This is a genomic window from Marinobacter sp. tcs-11 (genome assembly GCF_002049515.1).
Lineage (GTDB): Bacteria > Pseudomonadota > Gammaproteobacteria > Pseudomonadales > Oleiphilaceae > Marinobacter > Marinobacter nauticus.
In genome coordinates this window covers 1-15,063 of sequence record NZ_LLYU01000021.1, presented here as the reverse complement: position 1 = coordinate 15,063, position 15,063 = coordinate 1, and the positions used below count along the sequence as shown (strand labels likewise).

16 protein-coding genes and 1 pseudogene are annotated in these 15,063 nt (G+C 57.4%); 8 read left to right on the top strand and 9 right to left on the bottom strand.

Annotated elements, in window-relative coordinates; all coding sequences use genetic code 11:
• Window positions 1-7 precede the first annotated feature (7 nt).
• A complete protein-coding gene (locus ARC85_RS16655) occupies window positions 8-1,525 on the top strand; it encodes a phospholipase D family protein (RefSeq protein ID WP_036148089.1) in 1,518 nt (505 codons plus the stop codon).
• Between the two features lie 14 nt (window positions 1,526-1,539).
• Window positions 1,540-2,889 carry a serine hydrolase domain-containing protein gene (locus tag ARC85_RS16650; RefSeq protein ID WP_286715566.1) on the top strand — a complete coding sequence of 450 codons (1,350 nt, stop codon included), beginning with the start codon at window positions 1,540-1,542 and terminating at the stop codon, window positions 2,887-2,889.
• Window positions 2,890-2,949: 60 nt separating this feature from the next.
• Here ARC85_RS16650 and ARC85_RS16645 read toward each other — a convergent pair whose 3' ends face one another.
• Both ARC85_RS16645 and ARC85_RS16640 read right to left on the bottom strand, forming a co-directional pair.
• A complete protein-coding gene (locus tag ARC85_RS16645) occupies window positions 2,950-3,555 on the bottom strand; it encodes a hypothetical protein (RefSeq protein ID WP_153740608.1) in 606 nt (201 codons plus the stop codon).
• An 815-nt stretch (window positions 3,556-4,370) separates the two neighbouring features.
• Window positions 4,371-4,556 carry a hypothetical protein gene (locus ARC85_RS16640; protein ID WP_199452704.1) on the bottom strand — a complete coding sequence of 62 codons (186 nt, stop codon included), beginning with the start codon at window positions 4,554-4,556 and terminating at the stop codon, window positions 4,371-4,373.
• Between ARC85_RS16640 and ARC85_RS16635 the strand changes: the two genes are divergently transcribed.
• The 6 genes from ARC85_RS16635 to ARC85_RS16610 all read left to right on the top strand — a co-directional run bounded on the left by ARC85_RS16635 (window position 4,508) and on the right by ARC85_RS16610 (window position 10,912).
• The gene (locus ARC85_RS16635) at window positions 4,508-6,580 is read left to right on the top strand and encodes a TonB-dependent receptor family protein (RefSeq protein ID WP_286715564.1); all 2,073 of its coding nucleotides are present in this window, start codon (window positions 4,508-4,510) and stop codon (window positions 6,578-6,580) included. The genes ARC85_RS16640 and ARC85_RS16635 overlap by 49 nt on opposite strands.
• Window positions 6,580-7,503, top strand: coding sequence for an ABC transporter substrate-binding protein (locus ARC85_RS16630; RefSeq protein ID WP_228285563.1), 924 nt, complete (start codon window positions 6,580-6,582; stop codon window positions 7,501-7,503). The genes ARC85_RS16635 and ARC85_RS16630 overlap by 1 nt, the downstream gene beginning before the upstream one ends.
• Window positions 7,500-8,504, top strand: a complete 1,005-nt coding sequence (locus ARC85_RS16625) for a FecCD family ABC transporter permease (protein ID WP_199452698.1) — start codon at window positions 7,500-7,502, stop codon at window positions 8,502-8,504. Before ARC85_RS16630 ends, ARC85_RS16625 begins: the two co-directional genes overlap by 4 nt.
• A 1-nt stretch (window position 8,505) precedes the next feature.
• A complete protein-coding gene (locus tag ARC85_RS16620) occupies window positions 8,506-9,570 on the top strand; it encodes a FecCD family ABC transporter permease (RefSeq protein WP_199452696.1) in 1,065 nt (354 codons plus the stop codon).
• A gap of 17 nt (window positions 9,571-9,587) precedes the next feature.
• Window positions 9,588-10,406, top strand: coding sequence for an ABC transporter ATP-binding protein (locus ARC85_RS16615; RefSeq protein ID WP_199452694.1), 819 nt, complete (start codon window positions 9,588-9,590; stop codon window positions 10,404-10,406).
• Between the two features lie 203 nt (window positions 10,407-10,609).
• Window positions 10,610-10,912 (top strand): site-specific integrase, encoded by a 303-nt coding sequence (locus tag ARC85_RS16610; protein WP_228285562.1) that lies wholly within the window; start codon window positions 10,610-10,612, stop codon window positions 10,910-10,912.
• 265 nt (window positions 10,913-11,177) lie between these two features.
• Here the strand turns inward: ARC85_RS16610 and ARC85_RS16605 are convergent.
• The 7 genes and pseudogenes from ARC85_RS16605 to ARC85_RS16575 form a co-directional block, all read right to left on the bottom strand.
• Window positions 11,178-11,507, bottom strand: a pseudogene (locus ARC85_RS16605) (cytochrome c biogenesis CcdA family protein); the annotation flags it as partial.
• A 53-nt stretch (window positions 11,508-11,560) separates the two neighbouring features.
• A complete protein-coding gene (locus ARC85_RS16600) occupies window positions 11,561-12,037 on the bottom strand; it encodes a hypothetical protein (protein WP_011784881.1) in 477 nt (158 codons plus the stop codon).
• A gap of 49 nt (window positions 12,038-12,086) precedes the next feature.
• Window positions 12,087-12,542, bottom strand: a complete 456-nt coding sequence (locus ARC85_RS16595; RefSeq protein ID WP_011784882.1) for a c-type cytochrome — start codon at window positions 12,540-12,542, stop codon at window positions 12,087-12,089.
• Window positions 12,535-13,389 (bottom strand): WD40/YVTN/BNR-like repeat-containing protein, encoded by an 855-nt coding sequence (locus tag ARC85_RS16590; protein ID WP_053115571.1) that lies wholly within the window; start codon window positions 13,387-13,389, stop codon window positions 12,535-12,537. Before ARC85_RS16590 ends, ARC85_RS16595 begins: the two co-directional genes overlap by 8 nt.
• 10 nt (window positions 13,390-13,399) lie before the next feature.
• Complete coding sequence (locus ARC85_RS16585; RefSeq protein WP_094625678.1) at window positions 13,400-13,909, bottom strand: DUF411 domain-containing protein; 510 nt, start codon at window positions 13,907-13,909, stop codon at window positions 13,400-13,402.
• A 99-nt stretch (window positions 13,910-14,008) separates the two neighbouring features.
• The gene (locus ARC85_RS16580; RefSeq protein ID WP_094625679.1) at window positions 14,009-14,302 is read right to left on the bottom strand and encodes a hypothetical protein; all 294 of its coding nucleotides are present in this window, start codon (window positions 14,300-14,302) and stop codon (window positions 14,009-14,011) included.
• 111 nt (window positions 14,303-14,413) lie between these two features.
• A complete protein-coding gene (locus ARC85_RS16575; RefSeq protein WP_199453991.1) occupies window positions 14,414-14,797 on the bottom strand; it encodes a hypothetical protein in 384 nt (127 codons plus the stop codon).
• Window positions 14,798-15,063 lie beyond the last annotated feature (266 nt).

Genomic DNA, 15,063 nt, shown 5'->3' with positions numbered 1-15,063 from the left:
GTTGCTGATGGTCTTCTTTTTATCGGTCTTGTTGTCGGCCTGCGCATTGCCAATCGCTGACCGATCGGAGTCCAGCGCCCTGGACCTGGATGAGGCCGCCGATACCCGGCTCGGACAGGCCATTGCGCCGCAGTTGGAGAGCTATCCTGGTAATAGTGGCATCCATACCTTGGCAAACCCTCGGGATGCCTTTGCTGCCCGCGTTCTGCTGGCGCGCGCCGCCGATCGAACTCTGGACGTTCAGTATTACATCTGGCATGGCGATATAACCGGAACACTGCTGTTGGAAGAGCTGCATACGGCGGCTGAGCGGGGAGTGCGGGTCCGGTTGCTGCTGGATGATAACGGCACCTCCGGGTTAGACGCCGAACTCGCTGCCTTGGCAAGTCATCCTTCCATTGAAGTACGACTCTTTAACCCGTTTGTGATCCGTAATCCCAAATGGTTGGGGTACCTGACGGACTTCTCGCGGGCTAACCGGCGCATGCACAACAAGTCATTCACGGCGGATAACCAGGCCACCATTGTCGGTGGCCGGAATATCGGCGATGAGTATTTTGGTGCCACCGCCGGCGTTCTTTTTGCGGATCTGGACGTGCTGGCCATTGGCCCGGTGGTGCCTGAGGTATCGAGTGATTTTGATCGCTATTGGGCCAGTGCCTCCGCGTATCCCGTTGAACAGCTGTTGCCCGCCGCTTCCGATGCGGATTTGCGCGAGCTGGAGCGTCGTGCGCTGAAGCTTGAGAACGACCAGGCGGCGACAGACTATGTGAAGGCAGTTTCCGAATCTGATTTTGTGCGTCAGTTGTTGTCTGGGGTACTGGAGTTCGACTGGGCCAGAACCCGAATGGTCAGTGATAGCCCCGCCAAAGGGCTTGGGAAATCTGAAAGGGAAGATCTGCTGGCGTATAAGCTTGGCGAGATTCTTGGAGAACCCGAATCCCGGGTCGCATTGATTTCCCCATACTTCGTGCCAACCCGGGCGGGTGTTGATGCGTTTGCGGCTTTGGCGAACAAAGGTATTGAGGTAAGCATACTGACCAATTCGCTTGATGCCACCGACGTAGCCGCTGTTCATGCGGGTTATGCCAAACGTCGCAAGGCTCTGCTTGAGGCCGGTATCCATCTGTATGAGATGCGGCGGCTCTCGCCTGATGTTGAACGGAACCAGAGTGCCGGGCCCTTCGGTAGTTCGGGCTCCAGCCTGCATGCAAAGACCTTTGCCGTTGACGGCGAGAGACTGTTCGTTGGCTCCTTCAATTTCGATCCCCGCTCGATCAACCTGAACACCGAGCTGGGCTTTGTGATTGAGAGCCCGGCGCTTTCAGAAAAGATCCACGAGGCCTTTGAAGAAAGCATCCCGTTGCGGGCTTACGAAGTTCGACTAACCGAGAACGGTGAGCTTTATTGGATAGAGCACGTTGATGGCGATGTCATTCGCCATGAGCAGGAACCCAATACAGGATTTTTGCAACGCACGGGGATTTTCCTGTTGTCGATACTGCCAATTGAGTGGCTGCTTTGAATAAGGAAAAGACAATGAACTCAGCTGTACATCTCGGCTTTGCGCTGTCTCTGGTGCTTGGCGGGACTGCTGTGGCCCAGGAAGCGACACCGCTGTCTGCTCCGGACTCCACTCCAGACGCTCTCGGACTGATGCAGGGTTTTCCTCCGGCGCCCGACAAAACGATTCGCTTCACGGATCCGGACTATTTTGCCTTCCCCAAGCTGCGCTGGACGGTCTGTCATTTCCGGGAGCTGATGCCGACGACGGTGGTACGTAATGGCAGCGAAGGTGTCAGTGAGCTTCCTGTAGACATGGATGCCGGCATAGAGGGGGTCGAATTCTTGCCCCTGGGAGGTAAGGCCTCAATAACCTGGCGCGATGCCTTTGACGCGAATTACACCGACGGCATCCTGGTTCTGCACCAGGGCAGGGTGGTTTATGAGCGTTACGATGGCTGCCTTGATGAGCACACTCTGCACGGCGCAATGTCCGTTACCAAAAGCCTGACGGGGCTTCTCGGCGAGGTGCTGGTGGCCGAAGGCACGCTGGATGCAGCCGCTTTGGTGGGAGACATCATTCCAGAACTGGCGCGCAGTGCATTCGGCGACGCAACGGTTCGCCAGGTTCTGGATATGACCACCGCGCTGGACTACTCGGAAGACTATTCTGATCCTGATGCCGAAGTCTGGACCTATGCCGGGGCCGGGAGTCCGTATCTGGTGAGCGAACAACGTGAAGGGCCCCGAAGCTACTTCGATTACCTGAAAACGGTCAGAAAAGACGGAGAGCACGGTGAAGCGTTCGGCTACAAAACCATTCATTCAGATGTGGTGGGCTGGCTGATCGCAAGAACGACCGGGGTTTCGGTTGCCGACTACTTTTCCGAGCGTATCTGGTCAAAGATCGGGGCAGAGCGTGAAGCTTTCTATACGGTCGATTCCATAGGTACTCCATTTGCTGGCGGCGGATTCAACGCCACGTTGCGTGATATGGCGCGAATCGGTTTACTCGTGCTGAACGAGGGTAAGTGGGCCGGCGAGCAGATTATCCCGGCCCAGGCGATTGCCAGTATTCGCAATGGTGGCGACCGGGCGGTGTTTGCCAAAGCCGGATATGAACTTCTCGATGGCTGGAGCTATCGTGGCATGTGGTGGGTCAGCCACGACGACCACGGGGCGTTCGCGGCGCGCGGTGTGCATGGCCAAACGATCTGGATAGATCCTGCTGCCGATATGGTCATCGTCCGCTTTGCCTCCAACCCGGTTGCCGGCAATGCGGCGAATGATCCGACTTCCTTGCCGGCTTACCGGGCTGTGGCGGATTATCTGATGGCTCAACAGTTTGTTGGCTCTGGTACCAAACCTCTGCTGGATGACCTGTAGTTATTTCAGGAGCGGTCCCGAACCTTTTGCGAATTGGTTCAGAAATTTTCTAAGAGCAGGCTACTCATTCGTTCCGCAACTGGTGACCACAGAGCGAGAGTAGTCGCGTAGCACATCCAAACTAGGGTCATTGAACTCAGACCGGTAGGTTTCGTTGAAAAGGTTCGAGAGATCTTTGTACGAATTATTCTTCGTTCCGTCAGAAAGGGCGATGTGCTCGAATATTTCGGTCATGGTATTTCTAAGGCACTCAGCTTCTGGCTGGGTCGACTCGCGACAGTATTGAGTCAACTCCTGGCGGGCGCCGTTGCGGTCGCTACCATTAGCAATTGCTAGAAATCGAAGGACGCTAATATATCGGGAGATAATAAGTTCTGGATCGTCGGCTGACGCTGGTTTCATCGCACTCAACACGGCATTGGCTTCGTCAAAGTCGTCAACGTTGCCGGTATCAGCACCCCGTAGAATTAGAAACCGCGCCACATTGTTGCCTACCACGTAGTCGTGTTCGTCACCGATCTGACGCACGACGGCGATCGCAGCATCGGCGCCCGACGTGTTGTATTGATACTCTGCCGTGCAAAGAAGTTCGCTTCGGGCATTGTTATCACAGGCGGTGAGAGCGGTCAGAAGGGAAAGTAAGCCGAGTATTTTCCAGTATGGCATGAAGAATTCCGTTTCCAGTGTTGTTGCGAGGCGCCCTTTAGCTGACGGACTGTACACGTGCAGCGCGGAGTTCCTACGTGCGGTGCAAGACACGGTCAATGCTGTATGAGAGTGGCGAGTGGTCCAGAAACAACAAAGCCCGCACAAGGCGGGCTAAGTCATTGAATTCATGGTGCCCGGAGGCGGCACTCTCACCTCAGTAATGACGAGGTTTCCGGAGCAATTGTCGTGATTTTGTCGTGACTTTGGAGCGACTGGTTTCATGCTTCTCGGATCTGGGGGCGGAACAGCTGCTTTTTGAAACAGCCAGTTGGTGCGTTAATTGACACATAGCTTCCACCTAGATTGCCAAATGCTCTCGCTACATAGCATTCTTCTCGGCCCGATCGCGGAATTTGATCCAAGTGTCATCAAAATTGCGAGCATCTGTTTTCAGTGTCACCTTTGTTGGTGACCTCATGATAGCAAACTGTACGCTATGAGAGGGCTGGTTGAAGGTAAAAAGGTATGCGCTAGCGAGCGTGTCGCTATTTACGCCCGGCCGAAACCGAACCGAATATGACCTGCACCTGTTTTCACTTCAACTGGGGCGTCATCTCGGTTTAGCTTTAGCTGCAGGCGCCGCTCCTCTGGCCGTGTGTATACATTGATAGCGAGGTGCAGAAGGGTAAATGTACTCGCCATGATGACGATCAATGCAAATGCGAGTGCTCGAATTTAAACAAAAGCGAACATTCACACCCCGCAACTTGAAGGTGAGCAACGTGCCGCCCGCTGCAAGACGTCTAGTTCCGTTGGAAGGCAGGAAATAGTGCTCATTGTTGGTAACGATTTCTTTCAGCATTGTAATGCGAATTATTATCAGTATTATACGCATGCATAAGTATACCCACTGCTGGAGATCCCAATGCCAACACCCGGTCAATCATCTTCGCCAAATCGGCGTCTTCGCGTGAGCCTGTCCGCTGGCTCAACCTTTCTTTCGTTTTCTTTTCTTGCAACGGTTGCCTCCCCCGCGATAGTACAAGCGCAAGAACAAACACCCGGTCTGTTACCCGGCCTTGAGGTTACTGCTGATTGGCTGGGACCGCCGACGGAGGAATCCGAAAGAACTTACTCGGGTGCCCGCACGGTGGTGGAGGAAGAGGAGTTTCAGGAGACCGGCGCTCTGAACCTGGAGGACGCCCTGCGCCCGGTACCCGGTGTTACAGTGCTTGATGAAACCGGCACGGGCATTCTTCCCAATATCGGCGTGCGTGGTCTGAATCCGCTGCGCAGTGAACGGCTTCAGATTCTGCTGGACGGTTACCCGATTGCCATCGGGCCCTACAGCAACGTCGGCGTGTCGCTCTTCCCCGTTACCCTTCCGAGCCTGGAAGTCGTGGATATTGTCCGGGGCGGCGCCTCGGTTCATTACGGGCCTAACAACGTGGGTGGCGTGGTGAACTTCGTTACCAAGCCGATTCCGACGGAAACCTCCCAGACCCTTCGTGAGCGGGTAACCATTGCGGAGGAGACCGGCAACGTCTTTACCGACACCTATTACCGGGTCGGTGGCCGGGCCACTGACAAGCTCGACCTGCAGTTCCAGGCTAATGTCCAGCGCGGCGACGGCTTTCGTGACCACTCCGATACCGAAGTGGATAACCTGATCCTGGATGCCCGTTATTACCTGAACGACCAGCATGAACTGGCGTCGCAGCTGCAGTACTACCGTGTCGATGCCGAACTGCCCGGCGCCCTGACGCCACAAGCCTATGAGCAGGATCGCACCCAGAGCCAGCGTCCCTACGACGGCTACGAAGCGGACATGAGCCGCGCCACCTTCACCTGGACCTACACGCCGACCGACAATATGGAATTCCAGTGGCGCAATTTCGTGCACGATGCCGACCGCACCTTCTTCTTCGGCCAGAACCTCAGCGGCACTGGCCACTGGGCGGACCCGGGGCTGGATTCGACTCACGTCGCGGATTCACCACGTTTGTTCACGGCACTGGGCACTGAGCCCCGGCTCGCGATTCGCCATGGCCGCCATGACATCACCCTGGGCGCGCGATTTGTCAGCGAGGATGTGGAGTTCGACGTCAATCGCCTGGAGTTGTCCTCCGGTAACCGTTCCGTGGCACGTGACTGGCACCTGGACACCCGGGCCATGGCCTTCTACGTCAGCGATACCGTGTCCTTCCTGGATGATCGCCTGACGGTAACGCCGGGCCTGCGTTATGAAGACGTTGATATGGATTTCCGCGACAACCTCAGTGGCAACACCGAGGAAAACAACGCGGAGGAGCTGCTGCCGGGCCTGACCGTCGGCTACCAGGCGTCTGATGACCTGTTTGTCTTTGCCAACAGTCAGCGTTCCCTGGTGCCAGTCCAGATTGCCCAGACCACCCGTGAAGGTGCAGTGGCCAATGAAACCGCCTGGAACCATGAGCTGGGCGCACGCCTGCAGGTCACACCGGACCTGTTCTCATCCGCCACCCTGTTCCGTATCGATTATGAAGACCAGATCCAGTTCAATCGCTCAACCAGCCGCTTCGAGAACCTGGGCGAAACCCGCCACCAGGGCATCGAACTGGCAAACCGCTGGAATGTGAACAGCCAGTGGGAACTGGGCCTGGGTTACACCTTCCTGGACACCGAACAGCTGTCCGGCGATAACAAAGGCAACGAGCTTCCCAACGCGCCCACCCATAAGGTCAGCGCCGATGCGGTATATAGCTACCAGGCCTGGGACGCCAGCGTGAACTGGGTGTACGTGAGCGAAAGCTACAGCGATGCCGACAACACCGAAGAAGAAACCAGCAATGGCAGCGCCGGTGAATTGCCGGATTACCACCTGGTGACTGCCCGGGTCGGGCGCGACTTCGCGGTGGGCGGTGATCGTGTGCTGAACCTTGGCCTGGCGGTCAACAACCTGCTGGATGAGGATTACTACTTCCGGGGCGTGGACGTCAGCCCGGTCGGCCGGGTACCTCAGCCGGGCCGAAGCTTCATCCTCGAGGCCCAGCTGGACTTCTGATGGCCTCACTACCGAAACGGATTGCAACGAGCCTGCTGGTTGTCCTGCTTTCGCCTGTATCGGGCTGGGCGGACAACCACAGCATCCGGCTGACGGATGACCGCGGGGAAACCCTGCGGTTGCCCGCTGCGGCAACCCGGCCCGCGGCGATTTCGACTTTCGGCGCGGATGTCGCACTGGCGCTGGGAACAGCGCCGGTCGCGGTCACCGACTACGGACTCCAGGGGGTGCCTGACTACCTGGCGTCACAGTTAAGCGGTGTGCGGGGTCTCGGACCGCGACACCAGCCCAACCTGGAAGTGCTGTCGTCGGTCCGCCCAGATCTCGTAATCGCCATCCGCCGCTATACCGAGAAGGACGGTGATCAGATCGAAGCCATCGCGCCGCTCCTGGCCCTGGACCTGATAACGGTCGAGGACAGCCTGCGGGCGGTGGAGCTGGCAGGCCAGGCGCTGGGTAAGCCGGCCAAAGCGGAGGCACTCAACGATCGATTCCTCGAACACGTTCAATCGCTCGCGCAGCGCAATCACGGCAAGCCCATGGGGACCGTGGCACTGCTGACCAGCGGCAGTGAAACGCCCTTTGTCTACTACGACCACTTTCTGCCCACCGCGCTGCTGGAACGCCTGGGCTTCGACAATGTTGGTGGCAAGCCACCCAATCCCGAGAGCGGCATTCCCCTGGGCTACCGGATCAGCCTTGAGGCCCTGCTGAAACTCAATCCAGACACCATTCTCCTGTTACCCACCAGTCGTCAGCGGGCGTTCACAATGAATCCAATCTGGCCCTATCTCAAGGCCGTAAGCACCGGCCAGGTCTACGAAATGCCGCACTACTGGAAAGAGGGCGCCGGACCCATCGCCCGGGAGCGCATCCTTGATGACATTCAGCGTCTGTTGCTGGCCCCGGACTCCGGCACATGATCGGTAGCGCTTCGACAGCACGCCCCTCCACGCTCTATGTGGCAACACTGCTGTTTCTGGTTCTGCTGTTTCTCGTTGGTCTGATGGCCGGTTCCCAGTGGGTGTCGCCGCTCCAGCTGCTGTCAGCCATTGATGGCACCAGCGGCCTGCTGACGCGCATTACCGTGCTGGAGTTGCGACTGCCCCGCAACCTGCTCGGCATTCTTGGTGGTGCCGCGCTTGGGGTTGCCGGGGCCGTCATGCAAGGCGTTACCCGGAACCCCCTGGCATCCCCCGGCCTGACCGGTGTGATTGCGTCCGCCGCCCTGGCGGTGGTGTCACTTCGAACCCTGAGCTCCCCGGGCGCAATGTGGCTGCCTTTGATGGCGCTGGGCGGGGGCCTGCTCGGGGGTGCTCTGACCTTCGCCATCGCCGGTCGAAGAAGGCTCCAGCCGGAGCGCGTGGTACTCGCCGGCATCGCCGTGACCTCGCTGGCAACGGCACTGACCACCGGCCTTCTGCTGGTATCCGGGGCGGAGGCGGCAGAACTCTACTATTGGCTGGCGGGCAGCCTGATGGGACGGGGCTGGCTCCAGCTCCAGATGGTGCTGCCCTGGCTGCTACTGCCACTCGGTGCCCTGCTGGTCATGCAGCGCCCCTTTCATGTGTTGCAGTTGGACGACGACCTGGCGCTGGCCATGGGCCTGGCCGTCGGACGCTGGCGCCTGACTTTCCTGTTACTGGCATTGCTGCTGGCTGCCGCGCTGGTCGCCTTCACCGGTCCGATCGTGTTTATTGGCCTGGTGGCGCCACACATCGCCCGGCGGCTCACGGGCGATCAGATTCAGCACTGGCTACCGTTGAGCGCTCTGTTTGGAGGACTGTTGCTGCTGGCTGCCGATATCCTGGCAAGGCAACTGGCCTTCCCCCAGGAATTACCCGTCGGTATGCTGACCGCCCTGATCGGAGCCCCATGGCTGATCTACCTGCTCAATTCGCGAGCCTCAACCCGGAGCGCATAACGTGACCAATCCGGCGACGACACCAACCCGCGCAAACCGGCCTCCCGGTGCCAGTCCTGTCGCCAGGCTGTTTCTGGCCGGCGGGCTCAGCCTGGTTGTTGTCATCGTCGCGGGCGTCCAGCTGGGGGCGGTGGACCTTAGCTGGTCCCAGGTGTGGGCGGGGCTCACCGGAGACAGCTCACAACACGTACAGAGAGTCGTCTTCGAACTGCGGCTACCCCGCACCCTGACCGGCGCCCTTATCGGTATTCACTTTGCCCTGTCGGGGTGGCTGTTGCAGTTGCTCAGCCGCAACCCCCTCGCCGAAGCCGGTATTCTCGGCATCTCCGCCGGCGCAAGCCTGGTGGCCGTTATCGCCTTCATCGTCGGTGACTGGCTGGTGTCCAGTGAGAATCCGTACAGCAATACCTCCTTTGCCCTGCAATACCTGCCGCTGTTTGCGATGGCAGGCGGACTGGTGACGGCGCTTGCGGTGTATTGCCTGGGCATGCGCCATGGCCAGCTGTCGCCGGTGAAAATGACGCTGACCGGCGCGGTCATCGCCGGTATGCTGCACGGGCTGACCACCGGCGCACTGGCGTTCTGGGGCCACGCCCATACCGAGCTGGTGGCCCAGTGGCTGGCCGGCTCGCTGTACGGTAGCGAATGGCAACACCTGCACACGTTGCTGCCATGGACTCTCGTTGGGCTGATCGGTGTGGTTCTGCTCATGCGCCCACTGAATGTGATGCAACTCGACGACCAACACTCACGCACCCTGGGCCTGGGTCTCAACCGATGGCGTTTCTTTGCCCTGCTGATCGCCACCCTGTTGGCGGCCAGCGCGGTCGGCGTGGTCGGGCCCGTTGGCTTCATTGGCCTGCTTATCCCCCACATCAGCCGCCGGCTGGCCGGCGCTAACCTTCCGGTCCAGTTGGTGTTGTGTGTACTATTGGGTGCGGTGCTGGCAGTACTGGCGGATTTACTGGGCCGAACGCTGTTCACACCCTATGAAGTGCCCGTGGGCGTCGTTTCCGCCGTCCTTGGTGTACCCTTCTTTTTGTATCTATTATCGCGTCAACCCTGAAGGCGGACCCCTTCTCCATGTTACGAACCGAGTCTCTCTCGCTGGCTTATGGCGACAAAACGGTTGTAGACAACGTCTCGCTGATTATTCCCGAGGGTGGCATTACCTGCCTGCTGGGCCCCAATGGCTCGGGCAAAAGTACCTTGCTGAAAAGTTTCGCCGGCCTGTTGCCCCCGCGGTCCGGTCAGGTTTACCTGGACGATCAGCCAGTTGACCAATGGCACCGGGGCAAACTGGCCCTGAGGCTCGCCATGCTGCCCCAGAAGCCGATTGTGCCCGATGGTATCCGGGTTCGGGACTTGATTGCGCTGGGTCGCTTCCCCCACCGTAAATGGTGGCAGAGGAATCTCACCACTGACGACAATGTAACCCTCGACGCTATGGCAATGACCGGGGTATCAGACCTTGCGGAACGACCGGTGGAATCGCTCTCCGGAGGGCAGCAGCAGCGGGTCTGGATTGCCATGGCACTGGCGCAGGAGACTGATATCCTGTTGCTAGACGAGCCAACCACGTTTCTGGATTGGGGCTACCAGTTGGAAGTATTGGAGCTCCTGTCTACGTTAAACCAGCAACAAGGACTGACCGTGGTCATGTCACTTCATGACCTCAACCAGGCCGCGCAATTTGCGGACCGGATTGCGGTGCTGGCTGACGGCCAACTCGACACCATCGGTAGCCCTGCGGAAGTTATTACTGAATCCCTCGTCAACCGGGTATTTCGGGTGCATACAAGCATTACTACGGGGCAGGAAGGTCGTCCGTTTTGCACCGGATTTGCAGAATCGGCTCAAAGCTGGTCCAAGCAACGTCCTCGCTGTGTCGCTACCTCTTAATTCAGAACTCGTAGCCAGCACTCGGGTTCTATCCCGTTACTGCAGATACTTATAACGAAAGAGGCTGAATTTCGGCAGGGGAAGTTTGGTCTATCGGTCAGAACGTAGGCTTGGCGCCCCTGGTCTGCCAGTTCCCCTTGCAGGCAGAAAACTCTATAACGAGTCATGATTTTCGGTACCTATCCTCTAAAGGGGGCCGAATCATGACACTTTCCACCAGTCATTTACCCTGGAACAAGGGAAAACTAGTCGGAAAAAAGTTTCCACTAAAACTCGAACAGACCTGGGCAATCCGCATTCGGTTAGAAATCGCAGAGAATGTCCGAGAACTGGCGATGGTCAACATGGCGATCGACTGCAAACTGCGTTCTTTCGACATGGTTAGGTTATTGGTTCGGGATATTTCCAGAAATGGAGAGGTTCTGGACCGGGCGCAAGTGATTCAGCAGAAAACCAGTCAGCCCGTCAGGTTTGAGATAACAAAAAAGACACGTGAGTCGGTTTAGTCGTGGATCAAACATCGCGGACTCTCTGGTGAGGTAGTGGTTCTCAAAGGAAGCCGGTGATCCTACTTGGGATTATGCCGAGCATCTTAGGCGCCTAAACAAAAGCGAACAATCGAGTCAGGGCTTTCCTCCGGAGCCTCCAAACTAATCACAACCATTTCGTACAGTATGATTGGCGGAGCCTCTTCTGTTCATGAAACCTGCTCATATGCAGTACTTGAGTATGAAGCCATGGACCGTTCCCTGTAGTTTGGCTGTAGGAAGCTCACCCAAGCCTTCCGAGAACCGGAAACGTCGACAACATCCACGACGCAAAGAGTGTCATCCGACCGGTGAGCACCATTACTCCCATTACAACGAGCACCAAGCCAGCAAGCGCTCTCAGCAGTCTACTCCAGCGACTGAGCCAGCGTACTCGTTGCCGAAAGTGTTCAATAAACAGGGCGGTTCCGAGAAAAGGAAGAGCCAACCCCAACGAATACGCCGCCAGATACAGCATGCCCGCCTCAGCATTGGCATGCGTGGAGCTGAGCGCCAATATGGCCCCGAGTATGGGGCCTATACAGGGTGTCCAGCCGATGGCAAACGCGGCGCCAATTCCCCAGGTTGCAAGATCAGGAATTTAGTCCCCTAAGTTTTGTAAGTCCGTTAAACTGCCCAGAAATCAAATTTGATACCTTCACTGGAAGGGTCGTTGTCGATGATAACCCTCGACCGCCATAGCATCTTGCCGGTACCGCACTCCGGCAGGGTAATGGTTCCCTGGTAAACACCCTGGGCATTCGGTAGCAGCTGGGTGCGGACCACGCCCATGTACATTTCAAGCCCTTCGAAATCCACGATCAGGGAGTCTGCTGTCATGTTATCGAGACGCACACGAATGGGAATCTCTGTCATCGATTCGATGGCTTCATTACCTAAGCCGACTGTGATGGTTTGATCGCCCTTTCGCCCGATACACTGACCTTCAAAAGGTGCGCATCCCTCGGTGGCGTAAAAAGTGACACCGGCATCCAGATCAGGCTTCAGGTACTGCGGCAACACGAAAATTGCAGCGACCACCAGACTGAAACCGGCTATACCGAATAACCATGACCATTTATTGAAGTGCTGCTTCAACGACATTTTCGAGTTACCGAGATTTAAAGGAGTGTTGTCTGGTATCCGTGAGAAGTCAGGAGGGGCTCTCGGCCTGGTTAATGTCCTGACTTTCGTTCTGTTGATAGCGGCGCTGGTCGTCTGTCCATAGTGTTCTCAGGTACTCGATCACCCACTGAATTTCCTCGTCGGTGAGGGTGTCCTCAAATGCTGGCATAGCCAGCCGATCTGTTTTGTTGAAGGGATGCCGCCATCCCTCGGCAATCATCCTGAACAGCATGGCATCACTGTGGCGCCAGGTGTGGCCGGTCTCATCGTGTGGTGGCGGGGGCATTTCGCCTTTCTCATCCGGTTTGTTCCAGTTGGCCGCACCTTCACCCTGCCATCCGTGGCAGGCGGCGCAGTATTGCTCGTAGATCTGGCGACCCTTGGCCACTTCGGTCGGCAAGCTGTCGCTGTTTGGTGGCGCGCCACCGGCCATCAGAAGGGCCGGGGCAACGAGCAAGACCAGCGGGACAAACCACTTATTCATGAACAGGCACCCATTCGCCAGAGGCGTTCCGCGAAAGCAGGTCTCCGTTTTCCGTGCCCACCACGAGTCCTTCCTTGGGTGAGAATGTCAGAGCGGTGATTGCCTGGGGTATTTCAAGGCCAACCCAGGTTTCGCCGCCGTCAGAACTGTGGTGAAGTTGCCCCTCGATTACGGCGTAGACGTTCTCCGGGGCCGAAGGATCGTAATCAATGGCCGTCACCGCCCCTCGCAATTCGCCGGCATCGCCCCAGAAGCAAAAACAGTCCATGGAACGGGCCACACCACGGGTGGTGCCCGCGAACAGCCAGCCACTTTCCATGCTGCCGGGCATATCCGAGTGCAGGAACGCCTGCACCGGCTCCCGGGGTCCACCGTCAACCTTCACCCATTCGCCACCGCCGTCCCTGGATCGGAACATGCCACCTTCACCAAGATAGGCGTAGAGCGTTTCCGGTTGGGTGGCGTGGGCGGCAATGGCGGTGATTCCGAGATCCGGCAGGGTGTCATTGAGGGAATGCCAGCGCTCGCTAGCATACTCATAGCGCCAGATGCCAAGGCCTGGCCCTGCCAGGTACAGGCGTTCGTCCGCGCCCTTTGCCATGGAACGGGGTTGAGCGCCGGAATCGGACGGTGGCAGCGGGATGTCGGCGGCAGTCTTATCATCAAGAACAAGCAGGCCGCTATCCCGAAGCACCAGCAGGGCGCCGGAGGAGTCAGTCGCCAGCGCTTTCACTGCTTGGGCATCATTCGCAGACTCGGCTTGAACCAGGGCCGGCATGACGGCAACCAACGCGAACAGGAAAAGCCTGGAAACGCCAGAATTCAGGCGGTAAACCATCGTTTTCATGGGGCTGACCTCAGTAATCCTTGTGTTCACGGAAAACACCTTGCTTGCCATTGGCATTAAAAGCGATGACCTGGTAATCGTCCTTCCGGCCGGTTTCCATGCCGGGGGTGCCATGGGGCATGCCCGGCACTGATAGCCCAATCGTATTGAACTGCGGGTCCTCAAGGTAGGCGACGATGTCATTGGCCGGCACATGGCCCTCAATCACCAGGTCTCCGATCAGCGCAGTGTGGCAGGACGCCATATCTCGGGGTACGTCGTACTCTTGCTTGATTTCATTGAGGTTGTCGGTTTCAACGATGCGGGTCTCAAAGCCATTGGCCGCGAGGTGCTCGGCCCAGTCCTGGCAGCAACCGCAATTGGGGCTCTTGTAAATGGTGATGGCCTGAACTGTCTTTCCACTCTCGGCTTGCGCAACCGATGACTGGTCAGATTCGTTGGCCTGGATGGCCAAGGTGGCGCCAGCGCCGATAACGACAGCGGCTATACCCGTATAAAGGGCGAGTTTCATGGTCTTCATGGAAAATCCTCGGTTGGAATCGCTTATATGCAGTGCAGGGCTCGGGGATGCACATGCATCCCCGGCCCATAGCTTCAGTTCATGAGGGTGTCCAAATGGTTATTTGGTGCCGGTGTCTTTGTCTTTCATGCCATCGCCACCATGAGCCTGCATCATCTTCATGCACGCTGCGGTCATGGCTTTACGGTCTTCAGGGGACATATCGGACATCATGTTCATCATCCCCATCATGCCGCCCATACCCTCCGTGCCTTGCGAGGACATCATGCCATTCTGCTCGGAGTGTCCGGCCATCATGCCGGCGCCTTCGCCGTGGGCAACGGCAGAGAAGAGGGCAACACTGCCTGCCAGAACGGCGGCGGTTACGGTAAGCTTGAGTTTTGAATTACGCATTTGATTTACTCCAGTTAAAGTCTCGTTACGGATGGACGGAAGTACGAGACTTTGTTGTAAGAATTAACGTTAAAGAGCTTGCCTCCTAGAGGCAAAAATCCGGGTTAAAACTCAGGAGTGGTGTTCTGGAGGAGGCGTAATAGAGGCCAGGAACGGATCCTGGTAGAAGGTTGATCGTGCGGTCAATACCGGGTGGGAGCCCGTATCGGTAAAACCGATGGAATCCCCCGGTAACAGGGCAACGCTGACGCTGACCCCGCATTTGATCAGCCCACTGGCGCTCGGGCAGGCCATGTCAGGGGCTGAGGAACAATCCGTTTCAGTATCTGTTGAGGAGCCGGCGCTCTCAGCCTGAGCCATCATCATGGAACCACAATCCGGCATCGCAGTGTCCGCGTCGCTGTCCGCTATTTTGGACATAGCCAATGCCGGCCCGCTTATCACCAGAAGCAGTGATAGCAGCGCGGAAATAAATTGGCGGGTTGTTGCGGTCATCCTGATTCCAAGCACCAAGCTGTAAAGGTTCAACGCTGTGACACACAGCTCGTCTTTCAGTTCACCAAATCCTAGCAGTTTTTATTTCAATGATACAACGCCATCGATACCCAAAGGCCCAAGGTGAATTCACTTTGGCCATTCTGATAAAAGCCTTGACCTTAAACCTTGCTTCAACGTTATTTTCTTAAGGAGGCTCTGAATAAGTCTCAAAATCAGCGATAATACGGTCATCGTCAACTGCACAGGATTCGTTGCCACCATGG

Bases quoted from the DNA above. Each gene is read 5' to 3' on its own strand.
- ARC85_RS16655 (WP_036148089.1), top strand. From the start codon at position 8: ATGGTCTTCTTTTTATCGGTCTTGTTGTCGGCCTGCGCATTGCCAATC.
- ARC85_RS16650 (WP_286715566.1), top strand. From the start codon at position 1,540: ATGAACTCAGCTGTACATCTCGGCTTTGCGCTGTCTCTGGTGCTTGGC.
- ARC85_RS16645 (WP_153740608.1), bottom strand. From the start codon at position 3,555: ATGCCATACTGGAAAATACTCGGCTTACTTTCCCTTCTGACCGCTCTC.
- ARC85_RS16630 (WP_228285563.1), top strand. From the start codon at position 6,580: ATGGCCTCACTACCGAAACGGATTGCAACGAGCCTGCTGGTTGTCCTG.
- ARC85_RS16625 (WP_199452698.1), top strand. From the start codon at position 7,500: ATGATCGGTAGCGCTTCGACAGCACGCCCCTCCACGCTCTATGTGGCA.
- ARC85_RS16615 (WP_199452694.1), top strand. From the start codon at position 9,588: ATGTTACGAACCGAGTCTCTCTCGCTGGCTTATGGCGACAAAACGGTT.
- ARC85_RS16610 (WP_228285562.1), top strand. From the start codon at position 10,610: ATGACACTTTCCACCAGTCATTTACCCTGGAACAAGGGAAAACTAGTC.
- ARC85_RS16600 (WP_011784881.1), bottom strand. From the start codon at position 12,037: ATGTCGTTGAAGCAGCACTTCAATAAATGGTCATGGTTATTCGGTATA.
- ARC85_RS16595 (WP_011784882.1), bottom strand. From the start codon at position 12,542: ATGAATAAGTGGTTTGTCCCGCTGGTCTTGCTCGTTGCCCCGGCCCTT.
- ARC85_RS16590 (WP_053115571.1), bottom strand. From the start codon at position 13,389: ATGAAAACGATGGTTTACCGCCTGAATTCTGGCGTTTCCAGGCTTTTC.
- ARC85_RS16585 (WP_094625678.1), bottom strand. From the start codon at position 13,909: ATGAAGACCATGAAACTCGCCCTTTATACGGGTATAGCCGCTGTCGTT.
- ARC85_RS16580 (WP_094625679.1), bottom strand. From the start codon at position 14,302: ATGCGTAATTCAAAACTCAAGCTTACCGTAACCGCCGCCGTTCTGGCA.
- ARC85_RS16575 (WP_199453991.1), bottom strand. From the start codon at position 14,797: ATGACCGCAACAACCCGCCAATTTATTTCCGCGCTGCTATCACTGCTT.